The 18,508-nt window shown below is 67.0% G+C and carries 13 protein-coding genes; 12 read left to right on the top strand and 1 reads right to left on the bottom strand.

The window, feature by feature from the left end; genetic code table 11:
- The 8 genes from RVX_RS02050 (at position 1) to RVX_RS02015 (ending at position 11,846) form a co-directional block, all read left to right on the top strand.
- On the top strand, positions 1 to 3,240 hold the full coding sequence (locus RVX_RS02050; RefSeq protein WP_172596610.1) for a response regulator: 3,240 nt from the start codon (positions 1 to 3) through the stop codon (positions 3,238 to 3,240).
- A gap of 489 nt (positions 3,241 to 3,729) precedes the next feature.
- Positions 3,730 to 5,751 carry a methyl-accepting chemotaxis protein gene (locus tag RVX_RS02045; protein WP_116306768.1) on the top strand — a complete coding sequence of 674 codons (2,022 nt, stop codon included), beginning with the start codon at positions 3,730 to 3,732 and terminating at the stop codon, positions 5,749 to 5,751.
- A gap of 300 nt (positions 5,752 to 6,051) precedes the next feature.
- Entirely contained in the window at positions 6,052 to 6,426 is a 375-nt protein-coding gene (locus RVX_RS02040) for a desulfoferrodoxin (protein ID WP_116306770.1), read from the top strand.
- Between the two features lie 120 nt (positions 6,427 to 6,546).
- On the top strand, positions 6,547 to 6,705 hold the full coding sequence (gene rd / locus RVX_RS02035; protein WP_007526280.1) for a rubredoxin: 159 nt from the start codon (positions 6,547 to 6,549) through the stop codon (positions 6,703 to 6,705).
- 308 nt (positions 6,706 to 7,013) lie between these two features.
- Positions 7,014 to 8,222, top strand: a complete 1,209-nt coding sequence (locus RVX_RS02030; RefSeq protein ID WP_116306772.1) for an FprA family A-type flavoprotein — start codon at positions 7,014 to 7,016, stop codon at positions 8,220 to 8,222.
- A 159-nt stretch (positions 8,223 to 8,381) separates the two neighbouring features.
- Entirely contained in the window at positions 8,382 to 10,241 is a 1,860-nt protein-coding gene (locus RVX_RS02025) for a hypothetical protein (RefSeq protein WP_147307527.1), read from the top strand.
- An 88-nt stretch (positions 10,242 to 10,329) separates the two neighbouring features.
- Positions 10,330 to 11,043 (top strand): molybdate ABC transporter permease subunit, encoded by a 714-nt coding sequence (modB, locus tag RVX_RS02020; protein ID WP_116306776.1) that lies wholly within the window; start codon positions 10,330 to 10,332, stop codon positions 11,041 to 11,043.
- A complete protein-coding gene (locus RVX_RS02015; protein ID WP_116306778.1) occupies positions 11,040 to 11,846 on the top strand; it encodes an ATP-binding cassette domain-containing protein in 807 nt (268 codons plus the stop codon). The genes modB and RVX_RS02015 overlap by 4 nt, the downstream gene beginning before the upstream one ends.
- Before the next feature lie 244 nt (positions 11,847 to 12,090).
- On the opposite strand, the gene RVX_RS02010 is transcribed toward RVX_RS02015, so the two are convergent.
- Complete coding sequence (locus RVX_RS02010; RefSeq protein WP_230404679.1) at positions 12,091 to 13,410, bottom strand: TOBE domain-containing protein; 1,320 nt, start codon at positions 13,408 to 13,410, stop codon at positions 12,091 to 12,093.
- A gap of 360 nt (positions 13,411 to 13,770) precedes the next feature.
- Here RVX_RS02010 and tsaA point away from each other — a divergent pair, with 360 nt between their 5' ends.
- The 4 genes from tsaA to cydB all read left to right on the top strand — a co-directional run bounded on the left by tsaA (position 13,771) and on the right by cydB (position 18,338).
- Positions 13,771 to 14,652, top strand: coding sequence for a tRNA (N6-threonylcarbamoyladenosine(37)-N6)-methyltransferase TrmO (tsaA, locus tag RVX_RS02005; RefSeq protein WP_116306780.1), 882 nt, complete (start codon positions 13,771 to 13,773; stop codon positions 14,650 to 14,652).
- Positions 14,649 to 15,431 carry a molybdate ABC transporter substrate-binding protein gene (modA, locus tag RVX_RS02000; protein ID WP_116306782.1) on the top strand — a complete coding sequence of 261 codons (783 nt, stop codon included), beginning with the start codon at positions 14,649 to 14,651 and terminating at the stop codon, positions 15,429 to 15,431. The genes tsaA and modA overlap by 4 nt, the downstream gene beginning before the upstream one ends.
- A 525-nt stretch (positions 15,432 to 15,956) precedes the next feature.
- A complete protein-coding gene (locus RVX_RS01995; RefSeq protein WP_116306784.1) occupies positions 15,957 to 17,258 on the top strand; it encodes a cytochrome ubiquinol oxidase subunit I in 1,302 nt (433 codons plus the stop codon).
- 54 nt (positions 17,259 to 17,312) lie between these two features.
- A complete protein-coding gene (gene cydB / locus RVX_RS01990) occupies positions 17,313 to 18,338 on the top strand; it encodes a cytochrome d ubiquinol oxidase subunit II (RefSeq protein ID WP_116306786.1) in 1,026 nt (341 codons plus the stop codon).
- Positions 18,339 to 18,508: the final 170 nt, after the last annotated feature.

Genomic DNA, 18,508 nt, shown 5'->3' with positions numbered 1-18,508 from the left:
ATGCGGCCGCACATGTTCTCCATCCGCGTCACCCTGGTCTGGGTCGCCCTGTTGGCGGCCCTGCCCGCGTTCGGCGTCATCCTGTACGATTCGTACCGCCTGGCCACGCAACTGCAGGCCGAGGCCGAGGCGTCCGTCTCCCGCGCGGCCAGCAGCATCGCCGCGTTGCAGGCGCGCGTCACCGACGGCGCCCGCCAGACCCTGACCACCCTGGCCGCCCTGCCCGACGTGCGGCGGCTGGATCCGGCCGCCTGCGAGGCCGTGTTCCGGAAAGTGCTGGCCGATGACGCGGCCCTGCTGAACCTGCTGGCCCTGGACGCCAACGGCGACCTGGTGGCCTCCGGCCGCCAGCCCGTGCCCAACCCCGGCCAGGCCCCGTTCAATCTTGCCGACCGCCTGTATTTCCGCGCCGCCACGCGCGACCGGCGCTTCAGCAGCGGCGAATACGTGGTGGCGCGCACCCTGCAAGAGGCCACCTTTCACTTCGCGCTGCCGCTCGTGGACGGCGAGGGGCGGGTCTACGGCGTTCTGGCCGCGCCCGTGCGGCTCGACCACTACGACACGCTGTTCGACAAGTTGAACCTGCCCCCCGGATCGGTGCTCAGCCTGTCCGACCATCGCGGCATCCGCCTGTCCTTCCATCCCAAGGCCCCCAGCAACCCCGTGGGCAGTCCCATCCGGAGCGGGGTGTGGGAGGCCCTGCGCGCCATGGGCGACGAAGGGCTGCTCACGCACGAAGGCTCGGACGGCACTGTCCGGCTGTACGGATTCACCCGCCTGCGCCTGTACCCGCAAGCCGCGCCCTACATGAACGTCATCGTGGGCATTCCCGAAGACGCCGTGCTGGCCCCCGTGCGCGCCGCGCGCAACCGCGCGCTGGTTCTGCTGGGCGGAGCCATGGCCGTGACCCTGGCCGTGGCCTCGCTGGCGGGCGGCAGGCTGGTGGCCCGGCCCCTTTCCCGCATCGCCGCCACGGCCAACCGCATCGGTGAGGGCCAGCTAGGCGCGCGCACCGGCATCAGCCATGACCGGGGCGAGATCGGCCAGTTGGCCTTCAGCGTGGACACCATGGCCGCCATTCTCACCAGCCGCCTGCGCGAGCGCGAGGCGTTCACGGCGGAATTGCGCGACAACGAAACCCGCTACCGCACCGTGTTCGACAACGCCATGGACGCCATTCTGCTGGCCGACGCGGAAACCGGCATCATCCTGGACGCCAACCGGGCGGCGATGCAGGTGTTCGGCTACTCCCGCGAGGAACTGGTGGGCATGCACCAGCGTCTCCTGCACCCGGAACGGCTGCACCAGGGCGGCTTTGGCGGGCGTTTCGCCAGCCTGCGCGAGCAGCCCCTGGAACTGCCCGTGGAAATGCCCATGCGCACCCGTGAAGGCGTGGAGCGCAACATGCTGGTGAAGGCCAGGGTACTGCGCGTGGGCGACAGTGAGGTGGCCGTGGGCATGTTTCACGACATCACCGAACGCAGGCAGTCGGAGCAGCAGTTGCACGAGGCGGAGGCCCGCTTCCGCTCCATCGTCGAGGGCGCGCCCTTCGGCGTGCTGCTGCTCACCCTGGACCAGGCCGAGCACCTGCGCATAGAGGCGGTGAACCCCACGGCGGACGAGGCCCTGCGCATCACCGGGCGGGGCATGCTGGGACGGCGGCTGACCGAGGCCCTGCCCGGCATCGCCGCCACCAACCTGCCCACCATCTTCGGCGGCATCGCCAGCAAGGGCGGGGCGTTCAGCGTTTCGGCCCACGCCAGTTCCAGCTGGCTGCCCGCCGGGTGGACCTTTGCCGACCTGTGGGTATTCCGCACCGGAAACCGCCAGATCGCCGTGATGTTCGCCGACGTCACCCGGCGCACCCGCGCCGAGGAAGAACTGCGCCAGGCCAAGGATGGGGCGGAAAAGGCCAACCGGTCCAAATCGGAATTCGTGGCGGTGATGAGCCACGAGGTGCGCACCCCCATCAACGGGGTCATGGGCATGCTGCAACTGCTGCGCGGCACCCACCTTTCCGCCGAACAGGAAGACTGCGTGGAAACCGCGTTGGGCGCCAGCCGCAACCTGCTGCGCATCCTGGACGACATCCTGGACATTTCACGCATGGAGGCGGGCGCGCTGCCGCTGATGGAAGAATCGTTCTCCATGGCCGAGGTGACGGAACCCCTGCGCGCCATGCTGGCCCATCAGGCCCTCGCCAAGGGCCTGACCTTCGAGGTGGCGGCGGATCCGGCCCTGCCCCAGGAACTGATGGGCGACGCGGGCCGCATCCGGCAGGTGCTGGTGAACCTGGTGTCCAACGCCGTGAAGAACACCGACGCGGGCGGCGTGCGCGTGGATATCTACCCGCTGCCCCGCTGCGGGCGGCCGGACCGGGTGAACATCCACATGGCGGTGTCCGACACGGGCACGGGCTTCCAGCCGGAACGGCTGCGCACCCTGTTCGACAGCTACGCCGCAGGCGACGCGGCCACCGCCGGGGCCGCCGGAGCGGGCCTTGGCCTTGCCATCGTGCGGCGGCTCACCCTGCTCATGGGCGGCACCGCCTGCGTGGCCACCGCCCCCGGCGAAGGGTCGGAATTCCACATCACCCTGCCCCTGCGCACCGAGCAACGGCAAACCGCCCGACGGCGGAGCGCGGCCGGGGGGGATACGACGCGACCCGCCGACACGGCACAGCACGGCCCGAACACCGTGGCCGCCACGGCCGCCACGACGGCCGGGGCGGCCGGAACAGGCGGGTCGGGCGGAGCTGCCGACGCGTCCGCAGCGGGAACGGCGGGCACCCGCGCGGGCGAAACGCCCCCGGCGAAGCCGCGCGACGGCGCGCAGCGCATCCTGGTGGTGGACGACGACGAGGTGAACCTGATCACCGCGCAGCGGCTGCTGACGCGCCTGGGCTACACGGCCGACCGCGCCGCGTCCGGGCGGCAGGCCTTGGAAATGCTGGCCCGCACGCGCTACGACGCCGTGCTCATGGACATCCAGATGCCCGAAATGGACGGCATGGAGACCACCCGGCGCATCCGCATGGGCGAGAGCATGGCCCCCCAGGCCACGCCGCCATGGGTGCCAGTGGTGGCCCTGACCGCCCACGCCATGCTGGGCGACCGGGAACGCTTTCTGGCCGCAGGCATGACCGACTACCTCGCCAAGCCCATTGAAATCGACCAGTTGCACGCGGCCATGCGCACCGCCCTGGCCCAGGCTCCAACTCCGGGTGGTGGAACGGCCTGATCCCGCCCGTTGTTGGCGGCTGCCGCGCCCCGCCAACGCCCCCCTGACCCCCCTGTGGACGTACGGCGCCATCGGTGCCGTGCCCCGCTCCCTGCCGCTCGCGCCGTGCGCGGCATGCCGCCGCGTCGGCCTTGCAGGGACGAACGCCGTGGAAAGGGAGATGGCGCGACGCGCGTACAGAACAATGAAGAAAGGTGAAGCGCGACGACAAGCGTGTTCCAACTGTACGCACAACCTGCATTTTTTCCCGCCCCTGCTTGACGCAACCCCTGCCCTTGGGTACAGCGATAGCAAACAAGAACGGCGTCATACCGGGTCTTGCGGCATGCGGAGGCCACGGCCAGGGGACGGACTCGGCCTGCCTCCACACAGCGGCGCGCGACAGCATCCGCGCACCGCCGCCGCGCGTCAGGCCCATTGGCATACAGCCCCGAAACACCGGGGCGGGTTCCCTGCGCGCACGCGCCGCAGGACAAACCGGGGGGTCGCATGCTGTTCACCCGTTCGCTGGGCGCCAAGGTGCAAATGCTCGTCGTGGGCACCGCCATCATGGTCTTCGCGGCGTTGTTCCTCGCCAACTCGTACTGGCAACGGGAAACCACCCTCCACCTCATCCACGAATCCTCCGCGCGCACCGCCCAGATCCTGCTCGAAGCCATCAGCGACCCCATGTCCAAGGGCAACGACGAAGGCACCGAGGAAAAATTCGACGCCATCGCAGCGCGCTATCCCACCGTCAGCGTGCATCTTACCGACTTCCGGGGCTCCATCACCTATTCCACCCGGCACGAGGCCATCCGCAAACCCGTGAAGGACGTGGTGCGCGACGCGCGCTTTGCCGCGCTGTTCGACGCCGCGCTGCAAAAGCCCATCAACGACGGACAGTTGCTGGAAATGGGCGGCACCCCCTACTACACCGAACTCAAGACCATCCCCAACGCGCCGGAATGCCACCACTGCCACGGCGGCAGCCAGCCCATCCTGGGGGCCATGGTCATGTTGCAGGACATCTCGGCAGACGCGGCCCTGCTGCGCACGCGCCAGTGGCAGGGCGGCGCGCTTTCGCTGGGCGGCATGCTGGCCCTCACCGCCGTGCTCTCGCTGTTCATGCGCCGGGCCGTGGTGGGCAGAGTGCGCACCATCGCCCAGGTGAGCAGCGAGATCGAACGCGGCAACTACGCCGTGTCCTTCACCGACGATTCCCGCGACGAACTGGGCGTGCTGTCCGCGAACCTGGCGGCCATGGTCGCCACCATCCGCAACCAGTTGGAATACAACAAATCTGTCCTCGGCGGCATCATCGTGCCGCTGACGGTAATGGACAAGGCGGGGCGCATCGAATTCGCCAACCAGCCCATGTGCGCCATCCTCGGCTCCCCCTGCAAGGAGTTGATGGGGCTTTCGCTGCGCGAGGTGCTGGAAAAGGGCGGGCGCGACTGTCACCTGCAATGCGACCCGGTGGCGCAGGTGCTTTCCACGGGCGCCAGCACCAGCGGCATGCTGCGCTTCGTCCGCCGGGACGGCGTGGCCTTTCCCCTGCACTACGAGGCATCACCCCTGCGCGACACCGACGGCATGGTCGTGGGCGTCATTGCCGTGATGATCGACCTGACCCAGGAAGAAGAGGACAAGGCCCACATCGAGGCGCAGCGGCGCAACCTGCTGGAGGTGGCCGAAGAGGTGACCGGGGTGGCCCGCGCCCTGTCCGACGCGGCCGGTGAACTTTCGGTGCGCATGGAGGAACTGGCGCGCAACGTGGTGGAATCCACCGACGAAACCGCCCAGGTGGCCACGGCCATGGACGAGATGAACGCCACGGTCATGGAGGTGACCCGCAACGCCTCGGCCACGGCCGAAGCGGCGGACCTGGCCAACCGCGAGGCGCAGCAGGGCGGCGAGGAAATGCAGTCCACCGTGGCGGAAACGCGCCAGGTGGCCGACCGCGCGGCGGGCCTTGCCGCATCGCTCAACGACCTGGCCGCCCGGGCCGACAACATCGGCCGGGTCATCGACGTGATCAACGAAATCGCCGACCAGACCAACCTGCTGGCCCTGAACGCCGCCATCGAGGCGGCCCGCGCCGGGGACGCCGGACGGGGATTCGCCGTGGTGGCCGACGAGGTGCGCAAGCTGGCCGAAAAGACCATGACCGCCACCAAGGAAGTGGAGCGCGCCATACAGGACATCCAGTCGGGCACCGCCCTGGCCGTGGACGAGATGACCCGCACGCAGGGCCAGGTGGAGACCACGGCGGACAAGGCCGGGGCCACGGGCGAGGCGCTGGGGCGCATCGTGCGGCGGGCAGTGAGCATCGCCGACATGGTGCGCAACATCGCCACGGCCTCCGAACAGCAGTCGGCCACCAGCGACGAGATCAACCGCAACGTCACGCGCATCAACGACCTGTCGCGCGACATCGCCGACCGCATCCGCACGGCCGAGGCATCCATCCGCGAGGTGTCGTCCATGGCCCGGCGGTTGGGCCAGTTGGTGGAACGCTTCCGCCAGTAGCCTGCGGGCACGGCCTGACGCACCCGCGAAATGCCGGACGCTCCGGACCCGCCGGACCCACCCCGGGAATTTCACGCAATCTTCCCGCCGTTTCGCGGAGAATGATTGAACAGTCCATCGACCTGATGTATAGGTGGCAATACCGCGTGTCTTCTCCGACCGGCCATGTCGCCGCCGAAGACGCGCGGCGCAGCGAGACACCCCGGCCTCCCCGGCGGGCGCATCCTCCAGTGCCGCCGGGCTCGCCGACACCACACGAACATCACACGGTCCATCCCCGGACCACCAAGGAGGCCTTCCGTGCCGAACATGCTCGAAGTTTACAAGTGCATCCACTGTGGCAACATCGTTGAAGTCATGCACGCTGGCGGCGGCGACCTGGTCTGCTGCGGCGAACCCATGAAGTTCATGAAGGAAGGCACCAGCGACGGCGCCAAGGAAAAGCACGTGCCGGTCATCGAAAAGACCGCCACCGGCTACAAGGTGAAGGTCGGCTCCGTGGCCCACCCCATGGAGGAAACCCACTGGATCGAGTGGATCGAACTCATCGCCGACGGCCGCAGCTACACCAAGTTCCTGAAGCCCGGTGACGCTCCCGAGGCCGAATTCTGCATCCAGGCCACCGAGGTTTCCGCCCGCGAATACTGCAACCTGCACGGGCACTGGAAGGCGTAAGCCCGTCCCCGCGCCGCACGCCGGCAACCGCCCCCCCCGCCGCACCCGGCGGACGGCAGCCTGATGTCAGGCCAGCGGCGCGCGCCCGCAACGCAACCACCCGACAACGAGGACCGAATCATGAAGAAATACGTCTGCACCGTTTGCGGCTACGAGTATGATCCCGCCGAAGGCGACCCCGACAACGGCGTGAAGCCCGGCACCGCATTTGAAGACGTGCCCGCCGACTGGGTGTGCCCCATCTGCGGCGCGCCCAAGTCCGAATTCGAACCCGCCTAGGGCGTTCGAGCTTTCGACCATCAGGGGAGGCCGCGCCGCCGCGAGGTGGTGCGCCTCCCTTTTGCGTCCGCGCCGTTTTCCGGATTCCGGCGTCGGGGGTCGGTACCGGGTCCGGCACGGCGAGGCAGTCCGGACGGCAGCCGGGTGTCCACACGCACTGCGCGTCAGCCCGCAGCGCACATCAGGCATCGCCCCCCTTGCCCCACCCGCGGAATTTCCTTACTCCTTTGGTCAGCCCTCTTGCGCATGCTCGCCGGCATGCCGCGCCCCCCGCGCACACCCACCGCACCCGCATCGCGAGGTAGAACATGCACGCCCTTGAAATAAAAAAGGACATCCACTGGGTCGGCGTTGTCGACCACAACAGCCGCGACTTCCACGGCTACTCGCTGTCGCCCCAGGGCACCACGTACAACGCCTACGTGGTCATGGACGAAAAGGTCACCCTGTTCGACACGGTGAAGCACGAATTCCTGCCCACCATGCTCTGCCGCCTGTCGCAGGTGGTGGCGCCCGAAAAGATCGACTACATCGTCTGCAACCACCTGGAGCCCGACCACGCCGGCGCCCTGGCCGACATGGTGGCCCGCTGCAAGCCCGAGAAGATATTCTGCTCGCCCATGGGCCTGAAGGCCATGGAAGCCCACTTCGACATCACCGGCTGGCCCGTGCAGGTGGTGAAGACGGGCGACTCCATCAGCCTCGGCAAGCGCACCGTGACCTTCGTGGAAACGCGCATGCTGCACTGGCCCGACAGCATGGTGTCGTACATTCCCGAAGACAAGCTGCTGATCTGCAACGATGCCTTCGGCCAGAACATCGCCAGCACCGAGCGCTACGCCGACGAGATCGACCGTTCCGCGCTGCTCCACGCCATGAAGGAGTACTACCACAACATCGTGCTGCCCTTCTCGCCCATCGTGCTGAAGACGCTGGACGCCATCGCCGAGCTGAAGCTGGACATCGACATGCTGGCCCCCGACCACGGGCTGATCTTTCGCGGGTACGACGAAGTGCAATTCGCCTTCGACACCTACCGCCGCTATGCCGAACAGAAGCCCCAGAAGCGCGCCGTCATCGTGTTCGACACCATGTGGCACTCCACCGAGAAGATGGCCCACGCCATCGCCGACGGGCTGGAGGCGGGGGGCGTGCCCACCCGCATCATGTGGCTGAAGGCCAACCACCACAGCGCGGTGATGACCGAACTGGCCGACTGCGGCGCGGTGATCGTGGGTTCGCCCACCCACAACAACGGCATCCTGCCCGAAGTGGCCAAGATGCTCACCTACATGAAGGGCCTGCGCCCGCAAAACCGCATCGGCGCGGCGTTCGGCTCGTTCGGCTGGTCCGGCGAATCGGTGAAGGCCATCACCGAATGGCTGGAATCCATGGGCATGGAACTGCCCGCCGAACCGGTGAAGGTGAAGCACGTGCCCACCCACGACACCTACGGAAAGTGCTTCGAGCTGGGCAAGGCCGTGGCCGCCGCGCTGACCGCCAAGTGCGGGGGATAGCCCCCCGAATACAGGCAACAAACGAAAGGGTGCATGGTTTCATGCACCCTTTCGTCATGACTGAACCTGCGGAAAAAGACCGGGCTGCGCGGAAATACGCCCCCTGGACCAGGCAACATCATGAACTCACCCCGCCCGCCAATCCCCCATGTGGCAACGATGAAACTCCGCATCACCCTGCTTGTGGCGTGCAGTATCGTGCTTTTTCCATTCCTGTATGCCATGGCCTTCACGTTTCCGCTCGGTGACGACTTTCCCCGCGCCCTGCTTGCCAACGGGCTCTTCGATCTGCGAGGGGCAGTTCTCGATAGCGCCCGAAGCTGGTTCTTTTGGAGCGGGCGGTACACGCACCATTTCCTGGTGGTCTTTCTGGGCGACGCGGCCCTGAACCGCCCGGCCTACACGGCCGTCCTGCTTGTCGTTTTCCTGTCCTACGGCGGGGCACTCTACGGAATCCTGAGTTCCATCGCGCGCGACCTTCCCCCAAGTCTGCGCCTGCTGTTCGCATTGGCAGGGCTGGTGGCGCTGGCCTGCGGACACCGGGCACTTGGCGGCACATACTACCTGCTCACAGACGCGCTGGGCATAGGCATTGGCAACGCTGCCGTACTCTGGTTCGTTTTCGCGCTGTGCAGGTTATGGCACTGCGCCGGAACCGAAACGCGCGATACGGGCCTGGCCGTCGGCGCTGCGGTTTTTGCCATCGGCTGTTACGAGCATGCGGCATTGGCCACCCTGTGTGCCGCCACGGCCGCACTGTGGATGGCATACCGCAGCGGCCATCCCGCCAGACGCAGGTTTCTGCTTGTGTTCGGCGCCAGCCTGACCTGCTTTTTCTTCTCGTTCCTGGCACCGGGCAACTTCCGCAGACAACGGCTGCGGGGCGTATCTTCAGTCTCCATGCTTGAACAGCTTCTGGCGATGAACCACACGTTCGTCGTAGCGGCATTGCCCGCTTTCACGGGCTTGCCAGCGCTGCTCTCGGTACTGGCGGGCGTGATCGTCAGCCCCACCCGGCACCCGTTGACCGAGAGCATTCCCCGACTCCAAATGGCGCTTGCCGGATGTTTGGTCTTTCTGTGCATGGCCGTGGGCATCATCGCCATCCATGCCGCCAGTGATGTCCCGCTGACCAGCGTGCAAAAACTTGTCGCCAGCCTGCAACTGCTGCTGGCGCTACCCATTTCCTTTCTCTGCATCAGCCTGCTGGGGCCGTTGCGCACGCGACTCGCGGCAGTACGGGTGGAATTGCTGTTGATGCCCGTCCTTCTGGCGGCCATGGCATCACAGAACCTGCACGGGACGGCACACGGCATCGTTTCCGGAGGCTTTGAAAAGTACAAATGTTTTAGCTTGTTACGCATGAAGACATTGCAGCAGGGCACCGGAGAAGACGTGCGCGTCGCCCCGCTGGGGTTGTGCCCATTCCCGGCCTGCGTTGGCGACCCCATCCCGGTTGCCGCCGACATCTGGCCCGGTAAGGACATCGCCACTCTCTTCGGCTTGCGCAGCATCGCTGCAGAGCCCTTCAGCGCGGGGGCGGCCTTTGAACTGGCCCGAACAACCGCCCGCACGGGCGAACCCCAATGGCACCCCTTGTCCGGGACGGAACTGGCCGTATGGTTACCCCCCCACGTCGTGCCGGGCCCCAACCCCACCTACGCGGATTTCTGGCTGTTCCTCCGCTCCCCCGTCCCCCTTCCACAGACGGAGCTGAGAGTTCTGGCCGCACCCTCGCCGCCAAACGGACGATTCGCAAAAGCCATCCACAGGCTGCTTGCAGACACAGCCGGACTCCCGGACGCCCGGCATCCCACGCCAGAGGACCGCGCATTGGGCATGATGCGTATACGCATCCTTTCCGGCCCGCCCCACACATTGCGTGGAGAAGCTGGGCAGGAATACGCCATATATGGCATGCCGCTGGCCGTTGGTGCCAAAACCTCCCTGCACCGGATATTCGTAGCCGTGGGACAGGGAGACTTCATGGAAGCTACGGGGCCGATGCCGTCGCGATGACCGTGTCAGTGCCCCGTGTCACGGTCACCAAGACGTAAGTTTTCGTGCCTCTGTTGCGGCCCCTCGGCCTTTTCGCCACAGTCGGGCCATGGATTTCCTTTCCCCCCTCCTCGCGGCGGACACGCTGCGCCTTTCCGTCATCCTGCTCACGTTGAAGGTGGCGGGCATCGCCACTGTGGTGTCCTCGGTGCTCGGCATCCTGACGGCGTGGTGCATCGCGCGCCGTCCCTTTCCGGGCCGCACCTGGGTGGACGCCCTGTGCGCCTTGCCGCTGGTGCTGCCGCCCACCGTCATCGGCTACTACCTCATCCTGCTGGTGGGGCGGCGCGGCCTGGTCGGGCCGTGGCTGGCCGAGTTCGGCATCAACCTGATGTTCTCTTGGCAGGGCGCGGTGGTTGCGGCCACGGTGGTGGTCTTTCCGCTCATCTACAAGTCCGCCCGCGCCGCGCTGGAAGCGGTGGACCACAACCTGGAGAACGCGGCCCGCACCCTGGGCGCGTCGGAATGGAAGGTGTTCGTGCGCGTCTCGCTGCCGCTGGCGTGGCGCGGCATTCTGGCCGGGGTCATGCTGGCCTTCGCGCGGGGCATGGGCGAATTCGGGGCCACCCTGATGATCGCGGGCAACCTGCCGGGCCGCACGCAAACCCTGTCGCTGGCCATCTATTCCGCCTTCCAGGCCGGTGACGACGCGCAGGCGCTGACGCTGGTCATCGTCACCTCGCTGCTGTGCATGGGCATCCTCATCCTGGCGGACAAGCTGGCCACGGGCGGCCTGTCCTTCGGCAGGGGGGGCACGGCATGATCGACGTTTCCATCACCCACCGCCTGCCCCCGGCCAAGGGTTCGGGCGGCAAGGGCTTCAAGCTCGACGTGTCCTTTTCCACCGAAGACCGCACCCTGGTGCTGTTCGGCCATTCCGGTTCCGGCAAGACCCTGACCCTGCAAACCATCGCCGGGTTGATGCACCCCCGCGCAGGACGCATCGTCATCAACGGGGCCACCCTGCTGGACACGGCGGCGGGCATCGACATTCCGGCGCGCAACCGGGGGCTTGGCTACGTGTTTCAGGATTACGCCCTGTTCCCGCACCTGTCGGTGCGCAACAACGTGGAATTCGGGCTAAACGCGGGCCGTCACGCATCCGTTGCGGGCAACGGCGGCGGCGCGGGGGACACTGCCGCAAGGGCCGGGACTGGGGCTGGCAAGGGCGAACGCAGCGACCGGCAACGGGTGGACGAACTGCTGGCGCTGTTCGAGATAGACCACGTGGCGCACAACCTGCCGGGCAACATCTCCGGCGGGCAGCGCCAGCGCACCGCCCTGGCCCGCGCCCTGGCCACCAACCCGCGCGCCCTGCTGCTGGACGAGCCGTTCTCTGCCCTGGACCCGCTGCTGCGGGTACGCATGCGCAAGGAATTCACCAGGCTCTTCGCGCACTTCGACATTCCGGCCATCATCATCACCCACGACCCGGACGACGTGGACGCCTTCGCCGACACCCTGGTGCTGTACGAGGACGGCCGCATCCGGCACCGCCTGAACTTCCGGGAACTGCGCGCGGAAGGGCGTCCCGCGCTGGGCTTGCTGATGGCCCTGATGAGCTAGCGCAGCGCGCTTTTTCCTTCCTGCACGTCATTTCCCGCCGGGCCATGCGCGTCACCATGGCCGGGCGGGTGCTCCACCTGGCGCGCCCGCCTCGCGCGTCCGGTTCTCCACGGGCTTTCGGAGACCATCCTCCGCCCGTCCGTTCGTCCGCCCCTCCATGTGAAAGGGCCGCCATCCCCGCAAGGATGGCGGCCCTTTCCGCAGGCAGGCGGCATGCTCGCACGGCTGGACGCTTTCCGCCGCGCTATTCCACGTTCAGGATGACCGAGAACGCCTTGAACATCACCAGGATGTCCGTACCCGGCGCGAGGTCCAGCGCCTTGACGCTTTCCACGGTCAGCAGGGCGCACACGGTGGTGCCTTCGGGCAGGTCCACCACCACCTCGGCGGCGATCTCGGAAAGGTTCACCCGTGCCACCTTGCCCGCGTAGCGGTTGCGGGCGCTGGTCTTCAGGCGGTTTTCCTCGCGGGCCAGGATCACCCACGGGGCCTTCACGGTGGCGGTCATCACCTTGCCGGTGCTCACCCCAAGGGTCTGGGCGCTTTCCTCGGTGATCACCGAAACCACCTTCAGCCCGCTGTTGGTGGTCAGTTCCACCTCCACCAGCAGGCCATCCTTGACGATGGAGGTCACCCTGCCGGTGAACGCGTTGCGTGCGCTGGTCTTCATCCGGGTCTCCTTGTTCAGGTAATGATGCACGATACGCCGCACCTCATCGTCCGAAAAGCGCAGGTAGTTGGCCGTCTGGTTCATGCTCTGGTGGCCCAGGATGCCCTGCACGATCTTCAGCGGCACGCCGCCGCGCAACAGTTCCACGGCCCGTGAATGGCGGATGACGCGCGGGTTCAGGTATTCCTTGGGGATGGAGCATTCCGCCGCGCGCTCGTAGAACTTGCGGCGCACGTATCCCTGGTCCAGTCGGAACACGCGCCCGCGCAGCCCGAACAGCATGGGGTCGTCCAGCACCCGCCGCACCTCGCGCATGACCGGTTCCGGCAGTTGGATCTCGCGGCCGCCATGGCCGCGCACGATGACCAGTTGGCGCAGCGGGTCCAGGTCCGTGCCGTCGTCCAGGGCCAGCACCTCGCCCAGGCGCAGCGCGCCGTGGCGCATCATCAGGAACGCCACCCACAGCCGCCCGCGCGAACGGCGCTGCACCGGCGTGGACGCCGCGCCGAACCAGGCGTGGAAGGTGGCCGTGAGTTCGTCGAGTTGTTCGGAGGTGAGATGCTTCACCCCCTCGGGCACCTGAAAGCTCTGCGCCGGGCAGGGCGCGTCCGTTGCCGCCTTCGGCGCGGGCAAGAGGGAGACTTCACCCCCCGGTCTGGCCGCGCCGCGCGGGCAGGCGGCGCCGCCGCCCATGCCCGGCACGCCAGACAGCGCGGTGACGATGGAGTGCAGCGTTGCCGCGCCAAGACCATCAGCACCTGCGGGATCGACGGCGGGCGTGCCGGATGCGCCGCCGCCAAGCCGCGCCTCCAGTTCCCGCTCGATGCAGGCCCGCATCAATTCCAGTTGCGCCTCGTCCAGCGCGCCCACGATACCGGCCAAAGGAGCATGCATGATCCATCTGCCTCCGCAGTGTCGTTGCCGCCGCCACCCTGCCGGAAGTCTTGGTCGGTTTTGGCCGGAAAGGGAATACAGTCACGAAAAAAACAACCCAGGTGACCGTGTTGCGCCATGGATGGCCAAGGGCTACGCGAAAGATGAAAGGAGCCCGGACGCACGTGCCTGCCGCGCCGGCGCCCCGACGAAGTCCGGCCCGGAATGCGCACCGGGCCGGCACCTCGTTCCTTCGCCTTTCCCATCCGGAGCACTATCGGGCCGCGACCGGGCAACGCCCGCAGCATGTCCGACCCCGTCCAGCCCGGTTGCCGACAGGTTCCCCCCCGCCCGTTTCCCTGCGCCCTGCACGAGAAGCCCATGCTCCCATTTTCCTTCCTCCCCGCCCTGCTCGTCCTCGTGGCGCTGGCCGCGCTGGTGGCGTTGGCCATGCTGCTGGCCTTCGAGACGGCCCTGACGCCGCAGGGTAACGCCCACGACGGCGAACTGGCCCTGCCCACGGGGCGCGGCGCTGGCCTGCGTCTGCGCGTGCGCGAAGTGTGCGGCGGTCCGCTGGCCCTGATGCTGGTCGGGCTGGGCCTGCCCCTGCTGTGGCCGGAACCGGAGGCCGGGGTGACCCTGCTGGCCGTGGCTGCCGCGTTGCGTCTGCTGCGCGCCCCCGCCGTCGCCCACGCCATGACCGGCCCCACCGCCCAACCCACGTCCGCCCAGACCACGGCCGTCCCGGGCATCGCCTATGCGCCCGTGGCCCACATGCGCACCCCGTTCACCGACGTGCGCGGCATGCCCATCCAGCCCGTGGGCGCGCGCGGCGTGGCGGGCTGCATAGACGTGCTGCCTGAGTTCGCGGCTGGCCTTGCCGACATCGAGGGCTTTTCGCACCTTCTGGTCATCTACCATCTGCACGAATGCCAAGGCTTCACCCTGCGCGTGAAGCCCTTTCTGGACAACGACGAGCACGGCGTGTTCGCCACCCGTTCGCCGCGCAGGCCCAACCCCATCGGCATTTCCGTACTGCGGCTCACCGGCGTCCGCGGCAACCGGCTGCACGTGGAGAACGTGGACATGCTGGACGGCACCCCGGTGCTGGATATCAAGCCCTACGTCCCCACCTTCGACGTCTGGGACGCCGACAGGACGGGCTGGTTCGCCACCGTGGCGGACAACGCCGTGCAGTGCAGGGCCGACGACCGCTTCATCCCCGCAGACACCACTCAACCCCAGACAGGAGGCGCTTCATGACCCTTGCTTTCCGTTCCTTCCGCACCGGCCGCCGCGCGTTCGCCGCCCTGGCCCTCATGGCGCTGGTCTGCTCTCCCCTGGCCGCCCAGGCGGGCGAGATCACCGTGTCCGCCGCCGCCAGCCTGACCAACGCCTTTACCGACATCAAGGGCATGTTCGAAAAGGCCACCCCCGGCAGCAAGGTGCAGACCAACTTTGCCGCTTCCGGCCCGCTGCTGAAGCAGATGCAGGAAGGCGCGCCGGTGGACGTGTTTGCCTCCGCCGACCAGGTCACCATGGACAAGGCCGTGGAAAGCAAGCTCATCGACGTGGCCACCCGCATCGACTTCGTGTCCAACAGCCTGGTGCTCATCGTGCCCGCCGACTCCAGGCTGACCATCAAGGGCGTGGACGACCTGAAGCAGGCGGGCGTCACCCGCATCGCCGTGGGCAACCCCGACTCGGTGCCCGTGGGCCGCTACACCAAGGCCGCCCTGACCGCCGCCGGTTCGTGGGACGCCATCTCCGGCAAGGCCGTGCTGGCCGAAAGCGTGCGTCAGGCGCTGGACTACGTGGCGCGCGGCGAGGCGGAAGCTGGCTTCGTGTACATGACCGACGCCAGGATCGCGGGCGACAAGGTGAAGGTGGTGGCCACCGTCAAGGGTCACGCCCCCATCACCTACCCCATCGCCATCCTTGCCGCCTCGAAAGACAAGGCCGCCGCCGCCGCGTTCATCAAGTTCGTCACCGGCCCCGAAGGCATGGCCGTGCTGGACAAGTACGGCTTCGGCAAGCCGTAGCCGCGCGCATTGCCGCAACAAACGGACGGGCGCCCACCGCGAGGTCGGCGCCCGTCTTGCGTCGCAAGCCCTGTTTCCCCACCGATGGCCCTTCGGGTGCGCCATCGATCAGGCATGCATACGCCCGTGGCCTTGCGATGCTTCACGCCCCGCGAACGTGTGAGCGCCATCGCCCGCCCCGCGCGCCCATCTCCCATTCCCGCAGGCCTGCCCCGCACGACCCCCGGCCCACCGCCCCCCTCGGAAATCGGCCAACACCGGCAACTTGCCGCCGCCATGTATTTTTTGCTGACAGTTTCGGCGTAACCGTGCTAGATTCCCGACAGTCTCTCCCTTTCCACATGTAAAAATTCCCCCAAAATGCTTGCATCTTGGCGGGAAAGTGGTAGTAGCAACCATTATCGCTTGATGCACACACGTTGCCCGGCCTTCGGCGGAAGCAGACCGGGCGGCGCGCCGATTTCACCGTTTAACCTTGCCGGGGTTCCGGGCGGCCACACCGCCGGACCCGCAAAGGGGGAAAGCATGGATGTCGTCATGCTGTCACGGCTGCAATTCGCAGTAGCCGTCTTTTTCCATTTCATCTTCGTGCCGCTGACACTGGGCCTTTCGGTGCTCATCGCGGTCATGCAGACCATCTACTACCGCACCGGCAACGAAACCTACAAACGCATGGCCAAGTTCTGGGGCAAGCTGTTCCTGATCAACTTCACCCTGGGCGTGGTCACCGGCATCACCCTGGAATTCCAGTTCGGCACCAACTGGTCGCGCTACTCGGAATACGTGGGCGACATCTTCGGTTCGCTGCTGGCCATCGAGGCCACCCTGGCCTTCTTTCTGGAATCCACCTTCCTGGCCGTGTGGGTGTTCGGGTGGGAGCGGGTGTCCAAAAAGATGCACCTGTTCGCCATCTGGGCGGTGGCGTTCGCCTCCAACCTGTCCGGCCTGTGGATCATCCTGGCCAACGGCTGGATGCAGAACCCCGTGGGCTACGTGATCCGCAACAACCGCGCGGAACTGGACAACTTCTTCACCGTGCTCAGCAACCCCTACGCATGGGGCCAGTTCTTCCACAACATGTTCGCCTCGTGGATGCTGGCGGGCTTCTTCGTGCTGGGCATCTCGGCCTGGCACCTGTTGCGCCGCAACGAAGAAGACTTCTTCAACCGCTCGTTCAAGCTGGCCGCCGGGTTCACCCTGGTGCTGGCCCTTCTGGTGGCGGTGCAGGGCCACAACCACGGCAACACCGTGGCCAAGCTGCAACCCGCCAAGCTGGCGGCCATGGAATCGCACTGGGAAACCCAGAAGTCCGCGCCCATGTACCTGCTGGCCGTGCCCAATGAAAGCGCGGAAGGCAACGCCATCCAGGCCTTCGGCATTCCCGGCGTGCTCAGCCTGCTGGCCTTCAACGATCCTTCCGCCGAAGTGAAGGGCCTGAAGGACTTCCCCAAGGAAGACCGCCCGCCCGTGCTGCTCACCTTCCTGAACTTCCGCGTGATGGTGGGCCTTGGCACGCTGTTCCCGCTGCTGGCCGGCGCGGCCTTCCTGTTCCGCAACCGCCTGCAGGACAAGCCGTGGCTGCTGAAGGCGCTGCCCTGGGCCATCCCGCTGCCTTACGTGGCCATCATGGCCGGGTGGGCCGTGGCCGAAATTGGCCGCCAGCCGTGGATCGTGTACGGCATGATGCGCACCACCGACGCCGTGTCGCCGGTGCCCGCATCGTCCGTGGCCATATCGCTGCTGGCGTTCGGGGCCGTGTACACCCTGCTCGGCGTGCTCGACATCTACCTGCTTCGCAAGTACGCGCGCAAAGGCCCTGCCGCCTAGCCCGCACGACGTGCCGCATAGCCGCATGAACAGCTAACCGAGAGGATCGGAAACATGTTGGAGACAATCTGGTTCGTCCTGTGGGGCCTGTTGTGGGCCGTATACTTCGTCCTTGACGGCTTCGACTTCGGCATGGGCACCCTGCTGCCCATCGCCGCGCGCAACGAAGCCGAGCGCCGCACCATCTACAACGCCGCCGGTCCCTTCTGGGACGGCAACGAGGTGTGGCTGATCACTGCGGGCGGCGTCACCTTCGCCGCGTTCCCCAAGGCGTACGCGGTGATGTTCAGCGCGCTGTACGCGCCGCTGCTGATCCTGCTGTTCGCGCTGATCTTTCGCGCGGTGTCCTTCGAGTTCCGCAACAAGATCGACAGCCCCGGCTGGCGCAAGGTGTGGGACGTGTTCCAGTTCCTGGGCAACTTCGTGCCCGCGCTGCTGTTCGGCGTGGCCTTCGCCAACCTGTTCATGGGCATTCCCATCGACGGCAACGGCGTGTACCACGGCAACCTGCTGAAGCTGCTGAACCTGTACGGCCTGCTGGGCGGGGTGTTCTTCGTGCTCATGTTCGCCCTGCACGGCGCGCTGTGGATGGCCATCAAGTCCACGGGCGATCTGCACGACCGGGCCGTGGCCCTGGCGCGCGGCATCTGGCCGCTGCTGCTGTGCGCCGCGCTGGCCTTCCTGGCGGCCACCGCCGTGTACACCAACCTCTACGCCAACTACCTGAAGCTGCCGCCGCTGCTGGTGTTCCCCATCCTGGCCGTGGCCTCGCTGCTGACCACCCGGTTCTTCATCGCCTCCAACTCGGTGGGCATGGCCTGGGTGTGCAACGCGGTGTTCATCGTGTGCGTGACCTTCTTCGGGGTGTTCGGGATGTACCCGGCGCTGCTGCCGTCCAGCATGGATCCGGCCTTCAGCGTCACCATCGCCAACGGCGCGTCCAGCCCGCTGACGCTCAAGATCATGCTCACCGTGGTGGCGATCTTCGTGCCCATCGTGTTGGCGTACCAGGCCTGGGTGTATTCCGTGTTCACCCACAAGATCACCGACGAAGACCTGGAAGACGAGCACGCCTACTAGGCCGCTCTAAATTGTCTTCTTGCCCGCTGGCCCACACGGGATAGCCAATGGCAGGGCAAGGGACGCAAAGAATGACAACTGGAAGGGGAGGCCCATGGGCCTCCCCTTCATCGTTTTCTTCGCACTGGCGTGGCACACCGCCGGGCATCGGGCAGCATCGCCGACATCCC

The organism is Nitratidesulfovibrio sp. HK-II (assembly GCF_003402415.2).
GTDB lineage: Bacteria > Desulfobacterota > Desulfovibrionia > Desulfovibrionales > Desulfovibrionaceae > Cupidesulfovibrio.
Note: the sequence above shows the minus strand (reverse complement) of the source record. Positions and strands in the feature narration are given on the sequence as shown.